Source organism: Neobacillus sp. SM06 (assembly GCF_050496765.1).
In the GTDB taxonomy this organism is placed as follows: Bacteria; Bacillota; Bacilli; order Bacillales; family Cytobacillaceae; genus JAEVLT01.
The window spans coordinates 170,537-194,752 of sequence record NZ_JBNWEO010000015.1 but is presented as its reverse complement, the minus strand read 5'-3'; the positions used below and the strand labels follow the sequence as shown (position 1 = coordinate 194,752).

Annotated in this window: 27 protein-coding genes; 1 reads left to right on the top strand and 26 read right to left on the bottom strand. The window is 41.8% G+C overall.

Translation table 11 applies throughout. From position 1 onward, the window contains the following. From ACQYAD_RS10500 to ACQYAD_RS10400, 21 genes are all read right to left on the bottom strand, one after another. Window positions 1-828: an SGNH/GDSL hydrolase family protein gene (locus ACQYAD_RS10500; protein ID WP_430237959.1), complete on the bottom strand. Its 828-nt coding sequence runs from the start codon at window positions 826-828 to the stop codon at window positions 1-3. Between the two features lie 105 nt (window positions 829-933). Then, window positions 934-1,185, bottom strand: coding sequence for a DUF2535 family protein (locus ACQYAD_RS10495; protein ID WP_430237957.1), 252 nt, complete (start codon window positions 1,183-1,185; stop codon window positions 934-936). A 157-nt stretch (window positions 1,186-1,342) separates the two neighbouring features. Beyond that, the gene (gene hypE, locus ACQYAD_RS10490) at window positions 1,343-2,344 is read right to left on the bottom strand and encodes a hydrogenase expression/formation protein HypE (protein ID WP_430237954.1); all 1,002 of its coding nucleotides are present in this window, start codon (window positions 2,342-2,344) and stop codon (window positions 1,343-1,345) included. Then, entirely contained in the window at window positions 2,344-3,456 is a 1,113-nt protein-coding gene (gene hypD, locus ACQYAD_RS10485) for a hydrogenase formation protein HypD (protein ID WP_430238780.1), read from the bottom strand. The genes hypE and hypD overlap by 1 nt, the downstream gene beginning before the upstream one ends. Further along, window positions 3,428-3,664, bottom strand: a complete 237-nt coding sequence (locus ACQYAD_RS10480; RefSeq protein ID WP_430237952.1) for a HypC/HybG/HupF family hydrogenase formation chaperone — start codon at window positions 3,662-3,664, stop codon at window positions 3,428-3,430. The genes hypD and ACQYAD_RS10480 overlap by 29 nt, the downstream gene beginning before the upstream one ends. Next, window positions 3,637-5,949: a carbamoyltransferase HypF gene (gene hypF, locus ACQYAD_RS10475; protein WP_430237951.1), complete on the bottom strand. Its 2,313-nt coding sequence runs from the start codon at window positions 5,947-5,949 to the stop codon at window positions 3,637-3,639. The genes ACQYAD_RS10480 and hypF overlap by 28 nt, the downstream gene beginning before the upstream one ends. After that, complete coding sequence (gene hypB / locus ACQYAD_RS10470) at window positions 5,940-6,593, bottom strand: hydrogenase nickel incorporation protein HypB (protein ID WP_430238779.1); 654 nt, start codon at window positions 6,591-6,593, stop codon at window positions 5,940-5,942. Before hypB ends, hypF begins: the two co-directional genes overlap by 10 nt. Next, the gene (locus ACQYAD_RS10465) at window positions 6,593-6,949 is read right to left on the bottom strand and encodes a hydrogenase maturation nickel metallochaperone HypA (RefSeq protein WP_430237950.1); all 357 of its coding nucleotides are present in this window, start codon (window positions 6,947-6,949) and stop codon (window positions 6,593-6,595) included. Before ACQYAD_RS10465 ends, hypB begins: the two co-directional genes overlap by 1 nt. A 17-nt stretch (window positions 6,950-6,966) precedes the next feature. Continuing rightward, window positions 6,967-7,383 (bottom strand): hypothetical protein, encoded by a 417-nt coding sequence (locus tag ACQYAD_RS10460; RefSeq protein ID WP_430237949.1) that lies wholly within the window; start codon window positions 7,381-7,383, stop codon window positions 6,967-6,969. Beyond that, window positions 7,361-7,855 carry a HyaD/HybD family hydrogenase maturation endopeptidase gene (locus tag ACQYAD_RS10455; protein ID WP_430237947.1) on the bottom strand — a complete coding sequence of 165 codons (495 nt, stop codon included), beginning with the start codon at window positions 7,853-7,855 and terminating at the stop codon, window positions 7,361-7,363. Before ACQYAD_RS10455 ends, ACQYAD_RS10460 begins: the two co-directional genes overlap by 23 nt. Next, entirely contained in the window at window positions 7,842-8,651 is an 810-nt protein-coding gene (gene cybH / locus ACQYAD_RS10450) for a Ni/Fe-hydrogenase, b-type cytochrome subunit (protein ID WP_430237945.1), read from the bottom strand. Before cybH ends, ACQYAD_RS10455 begins: the two co-directional genes overlap by 14 nt. A 13-nt stretch (window positions 8,652-8,664) precedes the next feature. Then, the gene (locus tag ACQYAD_RS10445) at window positions 8,665-10,389 is read right to left on the bottom strand and encodes a nickel-dependent hydrogenase large subunit (RefSeq protein ID WP_430237944.1); all 1,725 of its coding nucleotides are present in this window, start codon (window positions 10,387-10,389) and stop codon (window positions 8,665-8,667) included. Then, window positions 10,386-11,462, bottom strand: coding sequence for a hydrogenase small subunit (locus ACQYAD_RS10440; protein ID WP_430237942.1), 1,077 nt, complete (start codon window positions 11,460-11,462; stop codon window positions 10,386-10,388). The genes ACQYAD_RS10445 and ACQYAD_RS10440 overlap by 4 nt, the downstream gene beginning before the upstream one ends. Before the next feature lie 187 nt (window positions 11,463-11,649). Beyond that, window positions 11,650-12,408 carry a twin-arginine translocase subunit TatC gene (gene tatC, locus ACQYAD_RS10435; RefSeq protein ID WP_430237941.1) on the bottom strand — a complete coding sequence of 253 codons (759 nt, stop codon included), beginning with the start codon at window positions 12,406-12,408 and terminating at the stop codon, window positions 11,650-11,652. 78 nt (window positions 12,409-12,486) lie between these two features. Continuing rightward, window positions 12,487-12,681, bottom strand: a complete 195-nt coding sequence (locus tag ACQYAD_RS10430) for a twin-arginine translocase TatA/TatE family subunit (protein ID WP_430237939.1) — start codon at window positions 12,679-12,681, stop codon at window positions 12,487-12,489. Between the two features lie 228 nt (window positions 12,682-12,909). Further along, entirely contained in the window at window positions 12,910-13,398 is a 489-nt protein-coding gene (locus ACQYAD_RS10425) for a dihydrofolate reductase (protein ID WP_430237937.1), read from the bottom strand. Then, on the bottom strand, window positions 13,395-14,189 hold the full coding sequence (locus tag ACQYAD_RS10420) for a thymidylate synthase (RefSeq protein WP_430237935.1): 795 nt from the start codon (window positions 14,187-14,189) through the stop codon (window positions 13,395-13,397). The genes ACQYAD_RS10425 and ACQYAD_RS10420 overlap by 4 nt, the downstream gene beginning before the upstream one ends. A gap of 111 nt (window positions 14,190-14,300) precedes the next feature. After that, window positions 14,301-14,879 carry a TerD family protein gene (locus tag ACQYAD_RS10415; protein WP_430238778.1) on the bottom strand — a complete coding sequence of 193 codons (579 nt, stop codon included), beginning with the start codon at window positions 14,877-14,879 and terminating at the stop codon, window positions 14,301-14,303. Between the two features lie 104 nt (window positions 14,880-14,983). After that, window positions 14,984-15,595 carry a TerD family protein gene (locus ACQYAD_RS10410; RefSeq protein ID WP_430237933.1) on the bottom strand — a complete coding sequence of 204 codons (612 nt, stop codon included), beginning with the start codon at window positions 15,593-15,595 and terminating at the stop codon, window positions 14,984-14,986. Between the two features lie 91 nt (window positions 15,596-15,686). Then, window positions 15,687-16,790, bottom strand: a complete 1,104-nt coding sequence (locus ACQYAD_RS10405; protein ID WP_430237931.1) for a toxic anion resistance protein — start codon at window positions 16,788-16,790, stop codon at window positions 15,687-15,689. 3 nt (window positions 16,791-16,793) lie between these two features. Then, a complete protein-coding gene (locus ACQYAD_RS10400; RefSeq protein WP_430237928.1) occupies window positions 16,794-18,431 on the bottom strand; it encodes a YceG family protein in 1,638 nt (545 codons plus the stop codon). Window positions 18,432-18,628: 197 nt separating this feature from the next. Here ACQYAD_RS10400 and ACQYAD_RS10395 point away from each other — a divergent pair, with 197 nt between their 5' ends. Then, the gene (locus ACQYAD_RS10395; RefSeq protein WP_430237927.1) at window positions 18,629-18,874 is read left to right on the top strand and encodes a hypothetical protein; all 246 of its coding nucleotides are present in this window, start codon (window positions 18,629-18,631) and stop codon (window positions 18,872-18,874) included. On the opposite strand, the gene ACQYAD_RS10390 is transcribed toward ACQYAD_RS10395, so the two are convergent. The 5 genes from ACQYAD_RS10390 to ACQYAD_RS10370 form a co-directional block, all read right to left on the bottom strand. After that, the gene (locus ACQYAD_RS10390) at window positions 18,858-19,673 is read right to left on the bottom strand and encodes an HAD family hydrolase (protein ID WP_430237925.1); all 816 of its coding nucleotides are present in this window, start codon (window positions 19,671-19,673) and stop codon (window positions 18,858-18,860) included. The two genes, ACQYAD_RS10395 and ACQYAD_RS10390, sit on opposite strands and share 17 nt — an antisense overlap. After that, window positions 19,673-20,785 carry a cysteine protease StiP family protein gene (locus ACQYAD_RS10385; RefSeq protein ID WP_430237923.1) on the bottom strand — a complete coding sequence of 371 codons (1,113 nt, stop codon included), beginning with the start codon at window positions 20,783-20,785 and terminating at the stop codon, window positions 19,673-19,675. Before ACQYAD_RS10385 ends, ACQYAD_RS10390 begins: the two co-directional genes overlap by 1 nt. Continuing rightward, window positions 20,782-22,155, bottom strand: a complete 1,374-nt coding sequence (locus ACQYAD_RS10380) for a phosphoribosyltransferase family protein (protein WP_430237922.1) — start codon at window positions 22,153-22,155, stop codon at window positions 20,782-20,784. The genes ACQYAD_RS10385 and ACQYAD_RS10380 overlap by 4 nt, the downstream gene beginning before the upstream one ends. Then, window positions 22,097-23,293 carry an HpcH/HpaI aldolase/citrate lyase family protein gene (locus ACQYAD_RS10375; RefSeq protein WP_430237920.1) on the bottom strand — a complete coding sequence of 399 codons (1,197 nt, stop codon included), beginning with the start codon at window positions 23,291-23,293 and terminating at the stop codon, window positions 22,097-22,099. Before ACQYAD_RS10375 ends, ACQYAD_RS10380 begins: the two co-directional genes overlap by 59 nt. Window positions 23,294-23,374: 81 nt before the next feature. Continuing rightward, window positions 23,375-24,145: a TerC family protein gene (locus ACQYAD_RS10370; protein ID WP_430237918.1), complete on the bottom strand. Its 771-nt coding sequence runs from the start codon at window positions 24,143-24,145 to the stop codon at window positions 23,375-23,377. Window positions 24,146-24,216: the final 71 nt, after the last annotated feature.

The window sequence follows — 24,216 nt, the reverse complement described above, 5'->3', positions numbered from 1 at the left end:
CTAGAAATTCCCCTCTTTGATTACCATATACGATCTCTTTTCAAGATCCGGTATTGCACGTTCCTCAAGCGACTCATGCAGCCGTTGTGCAATCAGCTTATACCCTTTATCATTTGGATGAAAATTATCAGTATATAACAGATTTTCGTTTGTTTTTATAAATAAATCTTCAATGGAAACAAAGTATGCATTTGAATAATTTGCCACAACCGTTTGGCCCGCTTTATTCCAATCGTCGACAATTTGATTCATCTCTTCCACATTTGAAAACCATTTTTCAAACGGATTGTAAAGGCCAACCAAAACAATAGATGCATGAGGATTTTCTGCTAAAATGATATCGAATATCCTGGTTAAATGACTGATGTAAACTTCTTTTTCCTTCGTAAACGCGGAAATTTGCAGATTGGAGATATTATCCCTCACGACTTGCATGATATCATTTCCACCGATAGTCAGGATTACCATATCAGCCTTTTTAATTGCCCCGCTCAAGGTGGGGGACTGGAGCCGTTTTAATAGGTCTGTTGTCTGATTACCTTTTACACCATAATTGTAAAAATGAGCTTCCTTAACCCATTTATCTTTTTCAAGCATCTTTTTTAAGTAGGGTAAATATCCGCCTTGATTTGTGCTATCGCCAACTCCTTCAGTCAGGGAGTCTCCAGCAGATACAACCGTTAACTTTCTTGGAAAAAAGTCAGCTGGGATCGGCCGGTACTCTTTGGCGGCAGCCTTCTTTTCTGCATGCAGCTGGAAGGGCCCTGCTTGACTGCATGAACTTAAAAGGAACGTCAGAGCAATTAGAAGGGTGAATGTCTTTTTCATCTTATCACCTGCTCTCTATACTAATGTTATTATAACACGAGGAAATTGATTCAAAACAGTTTGCAACACCAAAAAAAGAGCTTCGAATATCGAAGCTCTATTACCTTATGCATTATTTTTTAACTGATCGGCTTTATAAATTTCTTGGTAATCGCGCCACTTTAAAACTCTTTTTAAATACTCTTTAAAAGAATACACTTTCTTTGCCTGCATTTCTCCATAAATGGACGTGATAAACGTCTGTAAACGGACATGGATCATAAATTTATAAGGGTTATCTTCCCCCAATACAGGAATTTCCACAACTTTAACCTTCTGTCCAACAGCATTTTTGAACTCCAGGCTTTTAAACAACAAAATATCAATCCTCTTTTATACCCGTTTGATCTTATTATACATGAGTTTTACGACGAAATGTGTCTAATTATGCGGAGATCGTAAAAAAATTTCAGAAATTTTCTCCCTACTCTCGTGCTCTCTACACTCGCCCCTCTAATTTATAAACTTTCCCTTTTTAGCAAATTCTCGGTAACATTGGTCCTGTTAATCTTGTCAGCATTCTTCTCGATCCAAGTGGTGTCTCCAGCAAAAGACGGCCTTTTTGTTTATCGATAACAGAGCCAATAACAGCTGCATCGCGCCCTTCCGGAAATTTCCTTAAGATTTCCAAGATTTTTTCCTTTTCCGAATCTGCAACAATCAAAATGACCTTTCCTTCATTTGCCAGATAAAGAGGATCAAAGCCTAGAAGATCGCATGCCCCTTGAACCTCGCTTCGAATCGGTATCGCAAGTTCTTTTAGTTGCAATGTTAACTGGAAATCTTCAGCAATCTCCACGAGTGTTGTTGCAAGACCGCCCCTAGTTGGATCTCGCATCATTCTTACCCCACTCGTTTGCGATAAAACTTCGCTAACCATACCGTTTAACGAAGCACAGTCACTATTAATTGGGGCAGCTATTCCCAATTCTCCCCGTGCTGCCAAAACAGCGATACCATGATCGCCAATTGTGCCCGAAACAATGATTGCATCTCCCTCAGAACATTCGAAGCTGCAGCCTTTGTTCGGTTCGAACACGCCAATACCTGTTGTATTAATGTATAGACCGTCTGCACTACCTCTTTCAACTACCTTTGTGTCTCCCGCAACAATTGAAACCCCGGTTTTTCTAGCTTCTTTGGCCATATCGGTTACAACTTGCTTTAAATCGGCAACAGGGAAGCCTTCCTCGATTACAAAGCCGCAGGTTAAATAGGCGGGTGTTGCACCGCTTACGGCCAAATCGTTCACCGTACCGGCGACCGCTAGTTTTCCAATTGACCCCCCTGGAAAAAAAATAGGCTTAATCACAAAGGAGTCAGTTGTGACAGCCATTTTTCCGCCGGCAATATCGAGTATTGCCGCATCAAGCATTGCTCTGTCCTTTTCACCGAAAGCGTCAATGAATAGGTCGCGGATGAGACGATGGCTTAATTCCCCGCCATCCCCATGTGCCAGGCTGATAAACTTCTCCATTAAAAACTCTCCCTCATATATTGATAGTGTGCGGCACATGAACCTTCTGTCGAAACCATGCATGGGCCGACCGGCTTCATTGGACTGCATGCTTTTGCAAACAACGGGCACTCTTCAGGTGAAATCAACCCCCTGATGACTTCACCACAGCGGCATTTTGTTTTCTTTGGTTCCCCAATTGTGACAGCAAAGCGTTTTTTCGCGTTGAATTGATCGTATTCTGGCTTTAAATCCAAGCCGCTTTTCGAAATCGTGCCAATCCCTCTCCATGCTTCATCGCTTTCTGTTAAATATTGATCCATCCACTGGCGGATAACCAGATTTCCTGATTTTGTTACAATGGAGCGGTAATTATTCAAGATAGCCGGTTTTTCTTTTATGGCAAGATCGATCAGTTTATAAATTCCGGAGAGCAGCTCGGCCGATTCAAAACCGGTAATGACCCCGGAAATACGGTATTCATCCACCAAATAATGATAGGAATCTTCACCTAATACAATCGATACATGACCTGGCAGCATAAAACCATCAAGGTTTACTTCTCCTGTCTCCAGTAAATATCTGAGAATCGGTTCAACAAGCTTCGTGGCCATCCATATGGAAAAATTGCTAATACCCCGTTGGATGGCTTCACCTGCCATTAAGGTAAAAATTGGTATGGTTGTTTCAAAACCAATCCCTAAAAATATGACTTCCTTATCCGGGTTGGCTTCTGCAATCTGAATTGTATCTGTTGGTGAATAGACGACACGAATATCCTTCCCGGCTATTTTTTCATCCAAAAGTGTCCGATTCGAGCCTGGTACTCTCATCATATCACCAAATGTGCAAATAATCCGGTTCGCTCCTTCAGATAGAGCAATCATGGCATCAATCGATCTTTGATCGGTTACACAGACAGGGCAGCCTGGTCCTGAAATCAAATTCACATGTTCTTTTAACTTTTGTTTCACTCCTGTTCTTGCAAGCGCCATTGTATGGGATCCGCACACTTCCATAAAAGCCGGTTTGCGGCCAAATTTGAAATAAAATTCTTTCGCTTTTGCAATGACAGCATCGACAAGCGGCAGGCATAGTTCAGGATTATTCGACTGTTTCAGAATTTCGAGCATCAATCAGCTTCCTCCATTCTTCCACACTTATCCTCGCATATTCTTCGTCCACAATACTCATTGCCTGACCCGCATGAACGACAACATAATCGCCAAGTTGAACTTCAGGTACAAAAATGATGCCAACAGTTGTTTGCGATCCCATTACATCAACAACCGCAGAATACTCGAAAATGTCAACTACTTTTCCTGGTACACCAACACACATTGATTGGCCCTCCTCCTTGCTGCGGCAACCACCAGCTGCCCATAAGATAACCCGCCATCATTGCACGGTACTTTTTTAGGGAAAAATACGTTAAATGATCTTTTACTTAATTCTTCCGTCAATCTCCTTCGCAAATAGCGATTATGCATGCTGCCCCCCGATAAAACAATGCTTTTGGTTGATTTCGGCCGTTTGTCATGCAAAAATTCCATTGCACTTACTATCGCCTGAACGACTGTTTCATGGAATCTGTTGCTAATGATCCGAACATCTACCCCTGCTAACACATCAGTGGCGATTTCTTTCAACATTGCAGAAAAGGTGATCGTCAACCCTTCATCTAAATTTTCGAACTCGAACGGATATGGAGGCCTCTGTTGATCCATATCAGCCAGTTCTGCCAGACGGATAGCCGCTTCACCATCATAGCTTGCTAGTTTCGTTATGCCGCAGAGCGCACTAACCGCATCAAACAGCCTGCCGCAAGTGCCCGCTTCAATACTATTGATCTTTTTGTTAATCATATTTCGTAAAATATCAATCTCATATGTCTTATCCGAAAAAATTGTTTTAGCTAAAACATTCCCCTCTTCCCCATGAAATGATATCAGCATAGCGGCTGCATTACGCCACGGTTCAAGAATACACTTTTCACCCCCGGGAAGAGGAGTATAGTGTAAATGGCCGATACGTTCAAACTGAACTGCATCACCATAAAAGAGTTCAAATCCCCATATCTTTCCGTCAAGTCCATAGCCAGTTCCATCCAAAATAATGCCATATGCCTTGCCGAGTATTTGATGTTCCTCCATGCACGCAGCCATATGGGCGTGATGATGCTGTACCTCGACTACTTCGGCAAAACCATACTCTTCTGCGAGCGTATGTACAGTGTAGCCAGGATGGGCATCCACTACGGCCAGTTTTTTTGGTGTATCGATCCATTTAATGAGATGCTCAAATTCTTGGTGGTAATGTTGGATTGTTTCAACATTTTCCAAATCACCAATATGGGGGCCGACAAAAATCTGATGGTTCCTGCCAATCGTAAATGTCGATTTTTGCTGGCCGCCAAAAGCAACAATTCCCGAAACATCCAGTTTCGTTACCAATGGATCTGGCACATACCCCCGTGATCTGCGAAGAAAGTCAATTCCCCCATCTGTCAATTGAACAACCGAGTCATCCACCGGATGCATAATTTCCCGGTTGTGAACGAGTATATAATCGGCAATTCCTTTTAGATAAGCTTCTGCTTTGTCATCCTGATATAAAATAGGCATCCCCGAAGGATTGGCACTCGTCATCACAAGGCAGGACAAACCCGGATCCTCAAACAACAAATGATGCAAAGGAGTATATGGCAGCATCGTTCCAACCGTAGACATGCCGGGTGCAACACTGGCTGCTAAACAATTATTTTTGTTTTTTGCTAAAATCACGATTGGCGCTTCAGGACTGCTCAAACATGTTTCCTCTTCATCACCAAAGTCTGCAAACTGGCGAACCGCCTCAATTGACGAGGCCATGACTGCAAGCGGCCGCTGCGGCCGTTTTTTCCGTTCTCGCAGTAATTGCACAGCCTGTTCATTCCTTGCATCGCAGCTCAGATGGTAGCCGCCAATTCCTTTAATGGCAATAATTTTCCCTTGATTTAATAGCTTTATAGCCCTTTTGATCGGTTGATCTGGATCAATAATGGTTCCTTCATCGTTCAACAGTTGAACTTTTGGCCCACATGTTGGACAGGCGATCGGTTGTGCATGATGGCGGCGGTTTTCCGGATTCTCATATTCCTTTTTACAATCCGGGCACATTGGAAAATTTTTCATTGTTGTAAATGGCCGGTCATATGGCAATTCTTCGATAATCGTATAGCGCGGCCCACATTGTGTGCAATTAATGAACGGGTAACGGTAGCGAAAATTTGTTGGATCATGCATTTCTTTTAAACAATCATCGCAAACGGCGGAATCAGTTGGAATCACTAGCGTTGATGTTCCCCTGCGCTCGCTTTCGATAATTTTAAAATCCTGTATATTTCGGGACTCGGTTTCTTCAACAGCAATTGAATCAATTTTTGAAAGTCTTGGTGCCCTGTTGGCTAATAAGGCCTGAAACTGCTGGAGTTTTTCTGACTCACCCTCCAAGTAAATTTTCACGCCGTCCATATTGTTTTGCACTGTCCCATTTAGATGCAATTCTTTCGCCAGCTGGAAGATAAATGGCCTGAAGCCAACCCCTTGAACCCGGCCGCTTACGGCTATTTTCACTGCTATATGCATTTGGCATATGCTCCCTCAATCCAGGAAAACCACTCATGGAGCCCCTCTTTTGTTCTTGCCGAGAGAGGAATGAGTTCGGATTCCGGGTTAATTTCAGAGAGATCCTTTCGAGCCTCCGCCACATTAAAATCTAAGTACGGCAGCAAATCAATTTTATTGAGCAGGACTAATTCGGTTCGCATAAACATTTGTGGGTATTTTGAAATTTTATCATTTCCTTCTGGAATACTTAAGACTGCCACTTTATGATGCTCTCCCAAATCATAGCCTGATGGACAGACAAGATTTCCAACGTTCTCAATGAACAGCAAATCAATTTCTTCCAGATCAAATTCTGCTAGACTTGCAGCTACCATTCTTGCGTCAAGGTGGCAGCCGCCATACGTGTTAATTTGGGTTGCTCTGGCACCCATTGCCCGTATCCGGTTGGCATCTTTCTCCGTCGCTAAATCTCCTTCTATTACCCCAATCTTGTATTTTCCGGATAAAGCCCGAACTGTTTCTTCTAGCAATGTTGTCTTTCCAGCACCGGGGGAGCTCATGATGTTTATTACAAGGGTATTTGTACTTTCGAAAAGATTGCGGTTAAATTCTGCTGCTTTGTTGTTATTCGTTAACACATCTGTTTTTAATGTTATTTTCATCATGAATTGCTCCCTTCGTATGATAAGATCTGAAATGTTTCCCCTGTAAGGATTTTCCCAGAGGGAATCTTGCAATTTGGACACAAAGCAATTTTTTGGTTTGGTCTGTACGTTTCTCCGCAGATAACACATTTTGCGCTTGCTTTCTCAAAATGGATAAACATTTCTGCTGATTCCGTAAAAAGGTAGGGGTTTTGCTCACGAAAAATAGCAAATGCCATTTGTAATGCTTCTGGCAATGCATTTGCAAGCTCTCCAACGATTAAGTCTACACGATCAATTTTTATCATTCCTTTTTGCGCTGCATCTGCCTGAACAATCTGCAAGATATCTCCCATTAACGCCATTTCATGCATTGCGATCACCTTATTTGCTAACGTTTAATTCCAATAAAGATTGTTTCTTCTTTTCTTCTTAACGGAAAGGTCTCCAACTGAAGCCCTTTTTCATGACTGGTAAAGTTGAATGTTTTTCCACAATTCAAACATTTCCCAGTTAAGTATAGTGATGTAATGGTAATAAGATTCGAACATTTGGGACAAACACCGCTCATCGCTTCAATGTTTGACCCTTGTCGCACGAGAATAACCGGCTGTCCAGCAACAAATTTCATTTCCAAATTTTCTCTCTGTCCATACCTATTCACAACAGGATACCATACAATTCCCAAGGCGCTGTCGGCAGCTCGTTCGATTTTTTCCAGATCTTCTTTTAAAAACGGTTCATATACCGATTGAACCGTTCGGAATAAACCATCCCTCATTTCCTTAAAAAACTCGATCCGGTTCATGACTTTCTCTCCATTCTCTCACTTGATCCAGCACTGCTTGTGCCAGTTCAGGCAATTTCTTCTGATTGATCTCCGACAGTTCAACGCCGAGTTCGAGGGATGTTGGCTGCATTCCGAACATGGCAATTTTTTTAGGGTAGCGCTCGCGCATTTTGGCTGCCAATAATACTTCTTGAAATCCGAGCTGATGGATTGACATCTTTACTCCAAAATAGGCTGGGATGTCATCCCCATATAACGAAACGATCGTGCCGCCTTTTTTCCCCGCATTAATGGCATCAATAATTATTAAATTCTCCGCATCTTCAACTGGTCCAAGAAGCCTCATCCCATCTGTAAGCCCTTCAATAATTTCAATATTGTTATATTTTCTTAGTGTTTCTTCCAATATTGGCAAAAGATGAATGCCAACACCCTCATCCGAAAAGAGGGTGTTGCCGATTCCCAAAATAGTAATTTTATTCGTTTTCATCTTTGCCACCCACTACTTTTCTTGGCTCTTGTTTATAGCCGGTAAACATGGATGAAATTGCTCCATTTTGTTCCAAGTAATCATCTCGTATGGCCATATAAATGTGGATAACGATAAACAGAATGAACCCCCATGCAGTAAGATGATGCCACGAGCGAATCGAAAAGCTGTCACCGAAAATGGCAGGCACCCACGCAAAAAGTTTGGACCAGAACGATTCTTGCTGCGGTTCAAAATACAGATAGAAACCTGTAAAAATAACGATCATGGAGCCAAATCCCTGGACAATCCAATAACTTAGCTGTGCGAGCGGATTATGTCCGGCATAATGGGGTTTTTTGTTCTTTAAGAACAAATAGAACTTAAGCGTCTCAATGGTTTCTTTCCAAAAAATCAAACGAAAGGGATTCGATATCGCAAATTTATTCCCTTTAAAAGCCCAGTAAGCCCGATAGATTAGATTAATGGTAAATAAAAATGCTGAAAAGAAATGGACGTATCGTGCCCACCCCATCAAATTGGAGTAGTATGCCTCACCTTGAATGGAAGCCCCTGCAAACGGCTGGCCGATGTAAATACCTGTGACGATTAACAGAAAGACCGCAACCATGTTTACCCAATGAAAGATCCTAACCGGCAATTCCCAAACGTAAACTTTAACCGAGTTGTTTATTTGCTGAAATTCGAGCGGTCTATTTGGCAAAAAAGAATTCTCGCTGTTCACTCCTGGATTAGAAGAATCCTTTAGCGGCGGATTCGCCGGTTGATTCGGCAAATGAGGTATAAGCTCTGACATTTTGCCTCCCCTCCTATCCTAAGTGGATTTCAGTTGTCTTTTTCGTTTCCAAATCAGTTAAGTGTACAGCACAAGCTAAACATGGGTCAAAGGAATGGATGATCCGCATGATTTCAAGGGGCTGTTGCTTGTCAAGCATTGGTGTTCCTTTAAGCGCTGCTTCATACGCTCCAAGATTATTTTTATGATCCCTTGGAGAAGCATTCCATGTTGAAGGAACAACAGCCTGGTAGTTTTTTGTTTTCCCGTTTTCAATATCAATCCAATGTCCAAGTGCTCCCCTTGGTGCTTCCATCCAGCCGACACCTTGGGCACGGTTCGGCCATGTAGAAGGCTCCCATTTCGTCCGATCAAATGTGACTTGATTTCCATTTCGGATATTTTTAAGGAGTTCATCCATATCGTTACGGAGCCATCCCGAAATTAACACTGTTTCAAGCCCGCGGGCCACGGTACGGCCAAGCGCTGATTGAAGTGCTGTAATAGGCTGATCCAATTTTTTTAACGTTTCATCAACAATTGTGACAATTTCTTCTTTACCGGATGCATATCCAACCATCATCCGTGCCAACGGACCTGTCTCCATTGGATGCTCTTTCCAGCGCGGTGATTTTAGCCAGCTATACTGCTGGTTTGTGTCCAGATTTTTAAATGGCGCTTTCGGACCTGTATAGTTCAATGCCGTTTCGCCTTCAAATGGATGTTTTCCTACCCCATCTCCTACTTTTCCATCATACGTATACCAAGAGTGATCGATGAATTCCTGAACATGTTTTGGATCCTTCAAATCAATGTCGAGAACTTCGTTTAAATTTCCATTTAGGATGATTCCTCTTGGCATCCGATATTGTTTTATATCGTATAAATCACCTGTGGAGAAATCTCCATAAACAAGATAATTGTTCAATCCACCACCAAATGTCCAGTCTTTATAGAAAGACCCTATTGCCAATAAATCTGGAATATAGACCTGGTTAACGAATTCCTTTGCCTGGTCGATCAATTGGGATACATGCATTAACCGCTCGGCATGCACCCCATTGTCACTGTCAATGTCAAGAGGTGTAGCCATACCGCCAACGACATAATGCGGATGGGGATTTTTGCCGCCAAAAATCGTGTGAATTTTGACAATTTCCTTCTGCCAATCAAGTGCCTCCAAATAGTGTGCTACGGCTAAAAGATTGACTTCAGGAGGCAGTTTATAAGCTTTATGGCCCCAATAGCCATTAGCAAAAATCCCAAGCTGGCCGCTTTCAACAAGCCTTTTCACCTTGTTTTGCACATCGGAAAAATAGCCCGGTGACGACTTCGGCCAATTCGAAATCGATTGAGCAATTTTGGAGGTCTCTGCGGGATTTGCTTTAATTGCGCTGACAACATCTACCCAGTCTAGCGCATGCAGGTGATAGAAATGGACAACATGGTCGTGAACAAACAACGTTTCATTCATAATGTCGCGAATTAAATGTGCGTTTCGCGGGATTTTAATTTTTAACGCATCTTCGACAGCACGGATTGAGGCGAGTGCATGCACCGTTGTACAAACACCGCAGATTCGTTGAACAAATGCCCATACATCGCGGGGATCGCGATCTCGGACAATCAACTCAAGCCCCCTTACTGCTGTTCCTGAGCTGAAGGCATCCTGGATGATGCCTTTTTCGTCAATATCCACTTCCACACGGAGATGGCCTTCTATTCTTGTAATTGGATCTACTACTATACGTTCGCTCATTCGTCTTCACTCCGTTTGTCATCTAGCTTTTTCTTGATTACAGTTCCTGCTGCATGTACGGCAATTCCGGCAGCAGTCAGACCGACAGCAGCCAAACCGATCTCATCGGGATTAATGGTCGTTTGCGTGCCGGGAATTTTTGCTCTTCTCGTATAAAAAGGGCCATTATCCCAAAATCCATCTTCTGAACAGCCGATACATGGATTTCCGGATTGAATTGGATAACTTACTCCACCGTTCCAGCGCATCTCTGCACAGGAATTATAGGTTGTTGGGCCTTTGCAGCCAACTTTATATAAGCAATAGCCTTGCTTTGCCCCTTCATCATCAAAAGACTCGACAAAAAGACCTGCATCAAAATAAGCGCGGCGATTGCATTTATCATGAACGCGGTGCCGGTAAAATGCCTTTGGCCGACCAAACGGATCCAATTCAGGCAATTTGCCGAATGTGATGACATACGCAACAATTCCCGTCATGACTTCTGAAATAGGCGGACAGCCAGGGGCAAGAATAACAGGAGTATTGTTTACAAAACTGGTTACTGGACGGGCACCAGTCGGATTTGGCTTTGCGGCGGCAATACCGCCCCATGAAGCACAAGTCCCATAGGCAACAATCGCTTTTGCTCCCGCTGCCATTTTAATGAAAGTTTCTTTTCTTGATCGGCCGGCCACCGTTAAGAATGCATCATCATCTGGAATGCTTCCTTCAACAGCCAAAATATATTGTCCGTTGTAGTCTTGAAAGACCTTTTCTATATTGGCTTCAGCCTGATAGCCGGATGGCGCAGAGAGGACTTCAGAATATTCAAGTGAAATCATCTCAAGTAAAACGCTTTCAGCTTTTGGTTGTGATGAGCGAATAAATGATTCCGAACAGCCAGTGCAGTCTTGAAATTGCAGCCATACAACCGGAATTCTCGTTTTCGTTTCCATGGCTTTTACCACTTGATCAGACTGGGTATACTCCAATCCAAGCGTGGCTGCGAGTGCGGTGCACATCTTTAGGAAATCACGACGGGTATACCCGCGTTCAAGTGCGGTCTCATATACGGTCTTCTGCCTCTTCATCCGCTATTCCCCTCCACCTATTGCTTAAAGATATGAAGATTCTCTAATTCATGGTAAATTTATCATACTTATAGGCGCTTCGTCTGGAAATTCCCAAAAAATACACAAAGAATTCTTATTTCCATTAATACTTTTCGAATGATGGTAAAACAAAAAACCTCTGGAGATGCGTTCCAGAGGTTTTTCCCTATTCCACTGTTTCACTTGCTTCAACACTTGATTGTTCCCATTCCCGATCCTTTCGCAACTTTCGTTTATAGACAATCTTGGAAAAGCTGACACTGATTTCATATAACAGCAGTAACGGCAATGCCACTAATGTTTCAGATACGAAATCTGGAGGGGTGATAATGGTTGCTATGATCACCAAAACCATATAAGCCAGCTTGCGCAGTTTTTTCAAAACAGCTGGTGTAATGATTCCTAAGGAAGTTAAAAACATGATGACAACCGGGAGTTCAAATAGAAATCCGAACGGCAATGTCATGTTTATAATAAAACTAAAATATTTTTGTGCCGTAAAATTCGTTGCCATCATATCTCCACTTAAATGAACTAAAAATGATAAAATCGAAGGGAAAATGACAAAGTAGCCAAAACTGATCCCAAGAATAAATAAAATAAAAAGTGCAGGAATATAGGCGAGAGTTACCCTTTTCTCAACCGGTCTTAATGCGGGCCGGACAAATAACCAAACTTGTAAAGCCAATACAGGGATGGTTCCGGCAATTCCTACAACCGAAGCGAGCATTAAATAAACCCATATGATATCACCCGGACCTAACACGATTAATTTCACATCAAGTCCCTTTACAAACCAGTGATAAATATCCTCAACATAAACAAAGCCGATCCCGAAAAAAACCAAAAAAGCAACAGCAGTGATAATTATTCTCTTTCTTAATTCTTCCAAATGCTCGACGATATTTAATTCTTTATCTTCCATTTTCCTTCCCCTGCCAATTTCAAAAGGTTGCAAATTTAAATCTTCGTCTTAAAAAAGGTGTAAGACGAATCTTACACCTTATTTTGTCAGCTTTTTCTTTTCTTCTTCAAGATCCTGAACAACGTCTTCCGTTAATTCTCGAGTGGATTTTTTAAATTCTTTTAGCGTTTGTCCAAAGGCACGGCCGATTTCCGGCAGTTTTTTTGGCCCAAAAATAATCAAAGCAAGCGTTAAAATTAAAATTAATCCGGGTATCCCAATATTCGAAAACATGGACATACATCCCCTTCTGTTGATGTCTCAATCTAACTTGATTATAGTATGTTTATCTTGTTTTTACTGCAATCCAAACGAAAAGTCATAGGAATTTCACAATATCGATCAAAAATACAAGAACTGTGATTAAAAGCATTTAAAAAAAAAGAAATTCGTGATTCAAACTTTTACATGCTAACAATAACATAAAATGAAAGATTCTGAAAGCGGGACAGCTTTCAGAATCTAGTGTTTTCTTTCATAAATACAAAATTCATAATCGTATGGATTTTGCTCGTTTCTCAGTCCTTTTTCCCGTGACAGTAAAACCCAATTGTTTAGATCAAGCGGAGGAAAAAAAGTATCCCCATCAAATTGCTCATGAATATATGTGATGTAAAGCCGACTGGCAGAGTGCAGAAGAGCGCGAAAGATTTCCGCTCCCCCGATCACAAAAATTTCTTCATCCTGTTTGTTTGCAAAGTCAGCAAATTCTTCGATCGAATGAAATACTTTACAACCTTCACAAGAAAAATCCGGGTTGCGGGTAATAACCATGTTTTCCCTTCCTGGCAGCAAACGACCAATCGATTCGTGTGTTTTTCTCCCCATAGCGACCGGGTGCCCCATTGTCACCCTTTTAAAAAATTTTAAGTCCTCTGGAAGCCGCCATGGCAGCTGATTGCCCTTTCCGATTACCCAATTCTCGTCCATTGCCCAAATAAATGAAATCAAACACTGACCACCCCTTTAATATGTGGATGCGGATCATACCCCTCTAAGTGAAAGTCTTCATATGAAAACGAGAAAATATCTTTTACATTGGGATTAAGAATCATTTTTGGCAGCGGTCTCGGTTCACGCTCCATTTGTATTTTCACTTGTTCAAGATGGTTTTTATAAATATGAACATCACCAAATGTGTGAATAAACTCTCCTGGCTCGAGATCGCAAACCTGAGCAATCATTAACGTTAACAAGGCATAAGAGGCAATATTAAAAGGCACTCCAAGAAACACGTCTGCGGAACGTTGGTAAAGCTGGCAGGAGAGCTTCCCGTCCGCTACATAAAATTGGAACATACAATGACATGGGGGCAACGCCATCTTTTCAATCTCAGCAACATTCCAAGCATTGATAAGCAATCTCCTAGAATTCGGATTCTTTTTAATTTGCTCTACAAGCTCACTAATTTGGTCAACGGTTGATCCATCTGCTCCTGTCCATGAACGCCATTGATGTCCATAAACTGGGCCTAGCTCCCCGTTTTCATCTGCCCATTCGTTCCAGATTCGAACGCCATGATCTTGCAAGTATTTCACATTAGTATCGCCCTTTAAAAACCAAAGCAATTCATAAATAATCGATTTCAAATGAAGCTTTTTCGTGGTAACGAGTGGAAACCCTTCAGCAAGATTAAACCTCATTTGATAGCCAAACATGCTGATTGTTCCTGTCCCTGTACGATCTTCTTTGAAATGTCCATTTTTCAAAACATGTTCACAAAGCTGCAAATATTGCTTCAAACCAACTACTCTCCTTTAGCGTCATTCATCTAATTCATTCTACCAGACTTATTATCCAATTCCTATTCTTGAATTTTTCAGAAAAAAAGCTGCCAAGTTGGCAGCTTTTTTTCACACTTCTAGTCCAAAATTGCGGCATAGGGCTGCTAAACCGCCGGAAAAGCCGCTGCCTACCGCACTAAATTTCCAATCACCATTGTGACGGTACAGTTCACAAATGACAACTGCCGTTTCTACAGAAAAATCTTCCCCCAGGTCATAGCGGAGAACCTCTTGATTCGTTGTCTCATCTACCAATCGGACAAACGCATTGGATACTTGGCCAAAATTTTGGTTCCTTGCTTCTGCATCATGAATCGTTACGGTTATGGCAATACGGTGAACACGCGAAGGAACCTTGCTAAAATCAATTTTGATCTGCTCGTCATCCCCTTCGCCTTCTCCCGTCCGATTATCACCTGTATGTTCTACGCCGCCGGATGGATGGGCAAGATTATTATAAAAAATAAAATCATTGTCTTCAGTAACTCTTCCATTTGCATCGGTTAAAAATGCGGATGCATCAAGGTCAAAATCATGGCCTCCCGAGTACCGGTTCGTATCCCAGCCCAGACCAACAATTACTTTTGTCAAACCGGGATTGGTTTTCGTTAAGTCGATTCTTTGACCTTTGCTTAAATTAATCCCCATTTCTCTCACCTCATTGTCTTTTTTTGTGCCATAGGACATTCTATAGGTAACCTGAACTAGTTGTTTGAATCTAGCTCCAACGCGTGCATTATTTCCTGAATTGATTAAATTGTATAGGCGCGAACGACTTCGCCCAAGCTTGCCGCATTTGTACCATTGCCAACAGCTGCAAACTTCCATTCTCCGGCATTCCGGTAAATTTCACCGGCAACTAAACACGTTTTTCCACTGTAATCTTCTGTTAAATTATAACGCAGCAATTCCTGTTGATTGCCCGCATTGACAATCCGAATAAAAGCATTGCGGATCATCCCGAAGTGCTGTCTGCGTTTAACGGCATCATAAATATTTACAACAAAGACGAGCTTTTGAATATTGGCGGGAACTCGATTTAAATCGACAACGATTTGTTCATCGTCCCCATCTCCATCCCCGGTTAAATTATCGCCGGAATGTTGAACACTGCCATCCTTGCTTTTCAAATTGCCAAAATAAATTACATCATTGTTGTTTTGAAGCCGCTCATTATCGCCGAGCATAATAACCGAGGCGTCACAGTCAATATTCGATGTACTGCCACCACCAAACAGGGAACCGAGAAATCCTTTTCCACCGCTTTGAACCGGATCCCAGCCGAGACCAACCAAGATTTTGGAGAGTCCGGGATTACCTTTTGTCAAATCAACTCTTTGTCCTTTTTGTAAATTAATTGCCAAATCAATCACCTCATAAAATAAGTAATGGGAACCTAGCCAATATGTAGTTTTTATCATTATCACCGGGCGGAATCGCCGCGTTGATTGCTGCTTATTTTTGCTTCAGCTGTTTAAAGTTTTCCTGCAGCTGTTCCAAACGTTTTGTACCTTCTGCCCTTAGTCGCTTGTTTTCTTCTTCAATTGCTTTTGTCTCCTGCATTCCTTTGATAATAATGTTCCACGATTCCTCAATCGTTTCAATTTTTATACTTGGACCGCCGGCCAGCCGGGCAATATCAGCACTTTGCTGTGAAATATTTTGCGCGTTTCGCACAAGCATTTCGTTTGTTCTTCGATCAAGCTCACTCATTGAGTCCGCAACAAGTTTCTGTCTTTTTGCGGCTACAGCTTGAATTAAGCCATTTTTAAAAATGGGAATGGTGGTGACAAAGGCTGAATTAATTTTCCCAATAAGTTTTGTATTTCCTCTTTGCAGCAGGCGGATCTGTGGTGCCGTTTGCAATGCCACCATTTTAGCCATTTCCAAATCATAGATTCTTTGTTCCAGCAATTCGATGACATTTTTTAAACTGTCAAGCTGCATGGATGCCAGCTGGTCTCCTGCGGCAGCGCGGCTTTCGAGCTGGGGAAGCTGAATGTTTTTTAATTCTTCTACCTTCATTTGACCCGCTACAACATACTTTTCTAGCGTCAAATAATATTGGTAGTTTTGCTCATACATTTGCTCAAGCATATTAGTGGAATCGACCATCTCATGCTGGTATTTCGATATTTCTACATAAATTTTGTCTATTTCACCGCCCATTGTTTGATACTTTCCAAACAATTTTTCGACGACTTTTTCCCCTTTTTTAAAAAGCTTTCCGAAAAATCCCGTAGAAGTTTTCTGAAAGTCCTTTGGATCAAATTTGTCCATGATTCTGCCAAGCTGTTTCAAAAGTTCCCCTGAGTCTTCAATTTTCGTTGTACGCATATTGTTTAAAATTTGATCCGAAAAACGCGAAATTTGTTCGGCCGGCTCTTTTCCAAATGACAAGACTTGAATTTGATCGCGTTCATCGATCGAATTGGCCAAATTTTGAACCTCAGGCTCTTTCCGAAGAGCGAGCTTAATATCTTCAGCCTTCGCTTCAGTTAATTGATCTTCAACATGAGCGGGCGTCAATCCTTCAAATGAATTGGCTGATGGACTCATTATTCATTCTCCCCTTAAATTTTTTAGAAACCCGTGCAGAAAGTTTTTCTTCAACTTGGAAGCTGTCCGAAATTCCTGATCAAAGACAACATCTTCAAGCCAATGGGTATCAAATAACTCTTCATCAAGATAGTTTTCGATATCATTATGGCCTGCAGGGTTATAGACAACCACATCGGCTCCAAAATGATTCAGCAGCAAGAGCAATGCGGCGTCAGATCTTGAAAGTTGGCCGTACCGCTCATTATTGTATAAAACAAATTTAGGTACGGTTTGCGAGTAATCAAATTTCTCCAGCAGCTGAATGATATTTTTTGGAATATGCATGGCTGTGCTGAACAAATAAATTCGTATCTCCTCATCGCTTTCATTTGGCAATTTCTTAAGACGAGGATTTTCACAAACTTGTTTGACAGTATGGGCAATTCCCATTTGCAGTCCTAAAGGCAGATGAGAGTATGTCCAATAATGGGCTTGGATCATTTTTTCCGGATTTAAACTGCCATCTTTGTTAAGAGCGCTGCGATAATGAAAACGAAAGTCATTGGCTGTCTCGGTTGTAAATGGAAATTGCTGAATCAAAAGGCTGTGGCTGGTTTGAACAAGTCCATTGATTCGTTCCCAATATTCTTTTTTATTTTTGCTTACACCTTGTATTTTTGCGAAAAGGGATGGGATTTTCACATGACCGTTCTCCACTTCGAAGCCCGGCCGGATCATAGCAAGTTCCTTTCCCAAAAGAAACAGCTCATCATACGTCGTTTTTAACGTTATGCATGAAGGGATATATTCTCTCAGCTGCCATGGCTTATACAGCCCGGAGCCGTCCTGATGGAGAATCGATTCAATTTCTTTCGAAGCACGGTAGGCTACTGTTGTTTTCCTGCTTCGTTTTTCAGTTGGAAAAGGATCTGGCGTTTGCTTGTTTGGATATTGATAAACAAATGTCTGTTCTTCCACGATTCCCGCGAGCGGTTCCTTGCCATCAGGATGAAATAGAACCAAATCGCAGCCAAGAAGCATTAAATAATAAAGAAAATATTGATGGCTTTTTTTAAAATCACCATACCATAAAAATTTGGGCATGGACGTTTTTGGATCTGCTTTTGTAAGCGGCTCTAGCAAATGGTTTTTCGACCATTTCACAAGATCGACTAAAACTCTTCTTAAATCGGGATGATGCAAGCCGCCGGGTTCTCTTTTCTCAAAGAGACTGACTGTTTCAATCATTGCTTCCCGTAATTTGCGATGAAGGAGCGGATTTTCAGATTTTAAAATCAATTGTTCCCCATCAAGGAATGCGACAAATCTGTTGATGGACAGATTTTGCTCTTTGTTAATCGTCAAAACCTTTTGAACCGCCTGAAACTGCCGATTATCAATTGTTTTGTCAAGCGTTCCTTCGCTTAATAACGAGAAACCGAATTCTGGCAAATGAACATACTCATACAACTGGTTATAGTATTCGTCGGCATCAAATGGAATACCAAGAAAGGTGGCGACAACTTGCCCAATTTCAATTACGCCATTTTCCATTGAAAACTTTGGCCGTTCGGGCAGCGTTTTTTTTGCCAAATTGAGCCAATTTTCAATTGAGAGGGCAATTTTATGAACTTTTAATTGATTATATGATGGAAACATCCTCGGTCCCTTCCCTCTGAAAGCGAAAGATTTTAAATCTGCTACCATTCCATCATAACATAGTTGCTTATTGTGTTCATTTATTTACGAATCAAAAAAAGAAATGTTTCATTGTTCACAAGCCCATTTGCATTTTCACCTTTTTCTCTGTCCTTTCATACTATTAAGTACTCAGAACAAAAAGCAGGTGAACAATTATGAGATTTCTTTATCGACGGCCAAGAATTGAGACCATTCAGGAAGAATTGGATACAGTAATGGACGTCATGCTCTCCGATTTCTTTATCTATATCGACTTGTTTTGGTATAGTTTGATTTTCTCTTTGCTTCTTTCACCAATTGTTCATTCTTTTCTTTTCTTTGTCATTATATTCTTAAGCTGCTACGCCTTTTTTAGCTGTCTTTATCATTTTGTCTTTAAACGCTCTAGCGTGAAAGAGTAGCGTTTGCTGCAAGAAGCGATCGAAATTGTTGCAAAACTTCTTCTCCCGCTTCAATTCCCTGGCTTTTTGTTTGAAGTACATCCGCTGCTAGCCTTTCATTTGCCAACTCACCGTGGCGAGGGATCAGCCGAACTTTACAGCGTGCAAGAAAATCCCAGTCAAGAATGGAATCACCGGCCCCAGCGATTGCCTGTTCACCTTGCCGTTCGCAAATATAGCTTAGCGCATCCCCTTTATTGATCGGCTTAGGGATAAAATACAGTTTTCTTCCCTGCATGGAAGCATTCCAGCCAAATAAATGCGCAGTCTTCATGATTGTTTGTTTATCCAGCCAATAGGGGATCTTGTCGAATACAAAATAAAAAAATGCATCGTTGACATGCCTTAAAACAGCTGATTGGCAACTGAATTGGTTTTGAAAATAGGCTGCTACTTCCTCTTTAGCTGCTGCGTTTTGTTTCAGCAGAACTGCCAAATGTTCAGACCATTCGCGAATGATTTCACCTTTGTAATAAATCTCAGCTCCGTTTGTTGTAATCACATAGGAAGTTGTAAAAGTTTCCCGGAAAATCCCAATTCGTTTAAATTGATCCGTTGTTCTTGTTGTTACCGGAATAAACATACTTTTCCGGCATACTTCCTCAAGAATCCGAAGTCCAGTCAACGTCATATAGGAAATATTTTTTCCATCTTTTTGTTCTACAGGCTTCACTTGCAATGGATCAGGACAACCAAGCTCTGCGATTGCCCGGTTTGAATAAATCAATGTCCTGTCGAGATCGGAAGCGATAATCATCATTAAGCGCCCTCCATTGGTTTAATCAAGCCGCAGCAAAGATAACCAAGGTTCGGCTGATGTTCCACTTTAACCTTTTTTTCTTGTGCAAGTAAAAGAACATGCTTCACATATGGGCTTTCCAAATCCCGAATGAGCACTTTCCATGGCACCCTGCGCAGCAACACTCTCGTTGTTTCTCCGACGCCAGGCTTGATGAGATGCGAATTGGTTAGATCAAATTCCTTCTGAAGCCGTTCAACTTCTCTCATACCGATAAAATCCGCCTGAAGGCCCTCTAGTAGCCTTTCTCCGACCGTTTTCTTTACCTGATCGGAAATAAACGGAAATTCATCACTAATCAAGTCGATATATTGATTGGAGACATCCATCTCAGCTAATTCTCGATAATATTTTGCTCCGTGAAAATCATTTTCGCCAATGTATTCTTTATTTAACACAGTCCGGCTGACAAGACCGGAGACAGTTGAATTTAAACAGGCGGATGGAATTAAAAAATCTTCCCTTGTGCCGAACAATGTCGTGCAATGACCTGGATCGGCTAGAACGGCAAGCGTGTCGTCAAGGGAAATAGCATATTTCTCTTCAAATGTACGGCAAGCTTTTGTTAGTTCAAGCGAAATTGCCCCTTTGCCTGTCCAGCCATCGACAAATTGGATGCGGTGGTTCGGGTGCATGCTAAGAATATAGCGAATCGCGTTTTCATCAATCCCCCGGTCGCGAATAATGGAAATGCTATAATGGGGGATGTTAAATCCGAAACGAAATTGGATATACCTTTTCATCAGGATGCCAATCGGCGTCCCGGCACGGGCTAATGAAACGAGAACGGTATTTGCCCCTTTTTGATGGACGATTTGTTCGGCAACGATTCCGATATTTAACGCTACTTTTTGTTTATATTGATCGAGTGACTGCCAAAATAAATCCATATATTTTTTTGGGGGCTGATACTCGATTGGCAATGATTCGCTATAATGTCCGCCCGCTTGAACCTTTTTTTCCCGCTTCTCGAGTGAGTCCTCAAGCTGGATTGAACTTAAATCTTTTAATAAAAAAACGACATCCTCTCGTTTATATGAACCGATTTTTGCCGGCTGTTTGCTTTTTATCATATTGCTCCCACCTCATTTTGCGAAAAGAAAACGAGTTTAATGGTTTGGACACCCGTGTTTTTCAGTTGTTCCAAAAACGGTTCAAGCTCTGAGTCAGGTACTTCCCGTTCAAAAAATACAAACATTTCATCGTAAAACCCCTCGGGAATATTGTAAACATAATTTGTGATCTCGTCATTTTCCGGATTTGGAAAAGCGGCCTTATATCTTGCACCGTATCCTTTCTCATTGTGAACGAAAATAGGACTTCTTGTTGTAGATTGATAGAAAATGCCATTCCCCAATTTTGCAGCGATTGCTAATGGCAAATACATAAACTCTCCTGTGCCAAGGCAAAGCGTTCGCTTGCCGGAACGCTTTTCTGCCAAATAAGCAGCAGCCCGGTTTACTTTCTCGGTAATTTCTAGAACTTGATCCGTTTTAAGACCAAACCGCCCCGTTTCTTCGATAAAGCATGCAGTGCCCATCTTTCCCTTTTTGGCAACCGGAGAATTCCTTTTTTGCGGAAAAAACTGCGATACTGCAATTCTTTCAATTTTAACGGCTGTCTTTGATCCCACTTGGCTATCTTCATCCTCGTCGGGTACTTCTTTTACGGAATCGATGTGCACTGTTCCGGCTACAAGGCTGATGACGTGTATGTTTATCCCCAATTCCAATTCAAGCTTCGTAAAGGCACGCTTGCTCTCAGCGGTGCGCCAGTCGAGGATTGCGGCAACCGTATAATATTTTCGCGGAAAACGAGAATGAATCGAGCGAATGATATTTAAGGCGGTTTTGCCCGTTGTCAATTCATCATCAACGAGAACAATGTCCCGGTCATTTTGAATCATGTCGAGTGGAAAATAACAACGGTGAGAAGTGGCATGTGAATGTTCTTCTTCAAAAACAATGACCGGTTCCTGATCTTCAAGTTCCTCCCTCGTTGTATGGACGTAGCTGGCATTTGTAAAACAATCGGAAAAAGCATGTCCAAGTGCTGTCGCGGTTTCCGCAAAGCCGATAATCATTGGGCAGACGGCCATTGGAATAAATGCGTCCCTTTTGAAGTCCGGATTTGTTTTTAAAAACTCTGCCAGAAAAATCGTTTTCCCGTCAAATTCAGCATTCATTTTTGTTTCATAATAGCGGACGGCGAGCAGAGCCGATGTTAACAAGGCTTTGTTTGGATGGATTGGTATATGCTTGCCTATCAGCTTGCTCATAAATAAAAACGAGCGCTTGTTATTGATTCTTGCAGCCATTGTAAATAGTTCATCGACTGGAAGGCTAAATGGATTATCGGTCACCTCTACCTCTATATTTAACAAGTCAAGGATTGGAAACGAGTACTTCTTTTTGTAAGAGGTCAATGTTTGTGTACTTCTCATGCAGCACCCCGTAAACGTTAGATTTTTGAATGATTCGTTGCGCCCAATATAGGTGGGGCTTCATTTCGTTCATTTTATTGGAAAAGGAGCTCTTTGCTACTCCCCCTTCCCCTGTAGCTGATTCGATAATGCTGAGGGCATCCATGTATTCTTCGAAAGAAACAACATGCAGGGCTTGAACAACCTTAATATGGGATGGATGAATAATCGTTTTTCCGATTAAACCATTGGCGATATCCATTAGCACTTCTCGAATAAGCCCATCGAGATTGCGATCAATTAAATCTGCCCGCCATTTCAAGCCCCGTTCTCCGAAATGATCACGAAATAGAGTTTGTCTTAGCTGCGGCTTCAGCCACCGTTCATTCCCAGAGAAATACTCCCACACCGGCCCGGAAATGACGTAGGGAGATTCCACCCGCTGAAAAACATTGATAATATCAGCGATGCAATCCCTTAATACTGCAATATCATATGCAGTCAGATCAGCACTTCTTCTGAGTCCATAAATTCCGCTGAAATCGGTGGCGCCAATCCGCACATTTAAAATGTTCTCTCTGTATTGATCCACTATTTTTTTAATTCCTAGCAGCTCGCTCATTCTTGTTTCTTGGTACATAACCTTTGCTGATTCCAAAATTGGCATCGCATAAAACGGGTGCTCGTCTGTTGAAATCACCGAAGCCTCTTCAAGAATTGCTTTACCTTCATTGGCTGAAAACTTGGGAATGACCACACCGGTAAGCACATGAACGGATTCCTCCAACCTTTCCTTTATACGGCAAAATTGCTCGAATGAGCGAATGCGAATAAACAGCAATGGCAAGTCTTCCAAGTCTATGTACTGTTTTTCAATTTCTTGCTGGAGCATCTTTAGTTCAGCAATCACAGCTGCTTCTGCAGTTTCTACTTGACGGTCACCGACTGCATCTTCCAAATCAAGCACAATCGACGTTAAGCCGGCATGTTTTTTTGATAAAATTTCCTGATGAATATTCTTCCGTGTAGCAGGCATATAAAGCGTCGCACCTAACCCATAGGAAAGTAGCTCCCGGTCGGAATGTTTTGTAAAGGGTTGCGGCGGCTGATAAAACAAGGACTCTAATTCCTCTCCCATGTAATATGAAAAAAATTTCATCCGAGTGCTCCTTTTTTTAAATGTTAAAAAAGAAGGGATACAAGCATGAGCTAGTTTCCCTTTTTTTCAATTCTATAAAATTTATTTTCCGCTTTCGGAAACTTTTTTTCTGTTTAAGTAATGAACAATGAAGGTTGCGCCAAATGTAAGCACAAGAATAATAAAGAAGTACAACGGCTCCAGTTCAAATCCAAACACGCCAAGGAACATTTTGATGGCAATGATCGCAATTAAAATATATGCAGTTGTTTCAAGCTCTGGCACCCGGTCAATCAAGGTGAGGAAAACACCAGCAACACCCCGCATCATCAACACACCGAGAATACCGCCAACAAATAAAATCCAGACTTCATTACTTACGCCAAATGCCGCCAATACACTGTCAACAGAGAAAGCAATATCCATTAGCTCAACTGATACAACCGTTCCCCAAAAAGTACCGAACAAGCGGATCAGCAAACCGCCCTGGTTTACTTCATGGGCATCTTCTTCTCCACCATCTCCATCTTTTTGCTTATCGATGAAATATTTAATGGACAACCATGCTAGATAACCTGCGCCAATTACTTTAATCCACCAAAGTTTGATCAAGAATACACCTAAGCCGATTGCTAAAAATCGGAAGCTATATGCTCCGAGCAAACCATAGAATAATGCTTTCCGCCGTTTTTTCACCGGCAAGTGTTTCACCATAACAGCGAGAACAAGCGCGTTGTCGGCCGAGAGTAGCCCCTCAAGAATGATTAATGTACCGATCAGCCCCCAGCTGACAGGGTCTGTTAAAACTTTCACCCACATATCCCATTGAAAGAATTCTGCATAGGTGTTTAAAATTCCTTGTAAAAATGACATTCAAAAACTTCCTCCACTTTTTATTCTGTCCGATAAAAACACCTGGCAGAGCGTTACTGCCAGGTCTCCCA

Bases quoted from the DNA above. Each gene is read 5' to 3' on its own strand.
- ACQYAD_RS10500 (WP_430237959.1), bottom strand. From the start codon at position 828: ATGAAAAAGACATTCACCCTTCTAATTGCTCTGACGTTCCTTTTAAGT.
- hypE (WP_430237954.1), bottom strand. From the start codon at position 2,344: ATGGAGAAGTTTATCAGCCTGGCACATGGGGATGGCGGGGAATTAAGC.
- hypD (WP_430238780.1), bottom strand. From the start codon at position 3,456: ATGCTCGAAATTCTGAAACAGTCGAATAATCCTGAACTATGCCTGCCG.
- ACQYAD_RS10480 (WP_430237952.1), bottom strand. From the start codon at position 3,664: ATGTGTGTTGGTGTACCAGGAAAAGTAGTTGACATTTTCGAGTATTCT.
- hypF (WP_430237951.1), bottom strand. From the start codon at position 5,949: ATGCATATAGCAGTGAAAATAGCCGTAAGCGGCCGGGTTCAAGGGGTT.
- hypB (WP_430238779.1), bottom strand. From the start codon at position 6,593: ATGAAAATAACATTAAAAACAGATGTGTTAACGAATAACAACAAAGCA.
- ACQYAD_RS10465 (WP_430237950.1), bottom strand. From the start codon at position 6,949: ATGCATGAAATGGCGTTAATGGGAGATATCTTGCAGATTGTTCAGGCA.
- ACQYAD_RS10460 (WP_430237949.1), bottom strand. From the start codon at position 7,383: ATGAACCGGATCGAGTTTTTTAAGGAAATGAGGGATGGTTTATTCCGA.
- ACQYAD_RS10455 (WP_430237947.1), bottom strand. From the start codon at position 7,855: ATGAAAACGAATAAAATTACTATTTTGGGAATCGGCAACACCCTCTTT.
- cybH (WP_430237945.1), bottom strand. From the start codon at position 8,651: ATGTCAGAGCTTATACCTCATTTGCCGAATCAACCGGCGAATCCGCCG.
- ACQYAD_RS10445 (WP_430237944.1), bottom strand. From the start codon at position 10,389: ATGAGCGAACGTATAGTAGTAGATCCAATTACAAGAATAGAAGGCCAT.
- ACQYAD_RS10440 (WP_430237942.1), bottom strand. From the start codon at position 11,462: ATGAAGAGGCAGAAGACCGTATATGAGACCGCACTTGAACGCGGGTAT.
- tatC (WP_430237941.1), bottom strand. From the start codon at position 12,408: ATGGAAGATAAAGAATTAAATATCGTCGAGCATTTGGAAGAATTAAGA.
- ACQYAD_RS10430 (WP_430237939.1), bottom strand. From the start codon at position 12,681: ATGTTTTCGAATATTGGGATACCCGGATTAATTTTAATTTTAACGCTT.
- ACQYAD_RS10415 (WP_430238778.1), bottom strand. From the start codon at position 14,879: ATGGGGATTAATTTAAGCAAAGGTCAAAGAATCGACTTAACGAAAACC.
- ACQYAD_RS10405 (WP_430237931.1), bottom strand. From the start codon at position 16,790: ATGAGTCCATCAGCCAATTCATTTGAAGGATTGACGCCCGCTCATGTT.
- ACQYAD_RS10400 (WP_430237928.1), bottom strand. From the start codon at position 18,431: ATGTTTCCATCATATAATCAATTAAAAGTTCATAAAATTGCCCTCTCA.
- ACQYAD_RS10395 (WP_430237927.1), top strand. From the start codon at position 18,629: ATGAGATTTCTTTATCGACGGCCAAGAATTGAGACCATTCAGGAAGAA.
- ACQYAD_RS10390 (WP_430237925.1), bottom strand. From the start codon at position 19,673: ATGATGATTATCGCTTCCGATCTCGACAGGACATTGATTTATTCAAAC.
- ACQYAD_RS10385 (WP_430237923.1), bottom strand. From the start codon at position 20,785: ATGATAAAAAGCAAACAGCCGGCAAAAATCGGTTCATATAAACGAGAG.
- ACQYAD_RS10380 (WP_430237922.1), bottom strand. From the start codon at position 22,155: ATGAGAAGTACACAAACATTGACCTCTTACAAAAAGAAGTACTCGTTT.
- ACQYAD_RS10375 (WP_430237920.1), bottom strand. From the start codon at position 23,293: ATGAAATTTTTTTCATATTACATGGGAGAGGAATTAGAGTCCTTGTTT.
- ACQYAD_RS10370 (WP_430237918.1), bottom strand. From the start codon at position 24,145: ATGTCATTTTTACAAGGAATTTTAAACACCTATGCAGAATTCTTTCAA.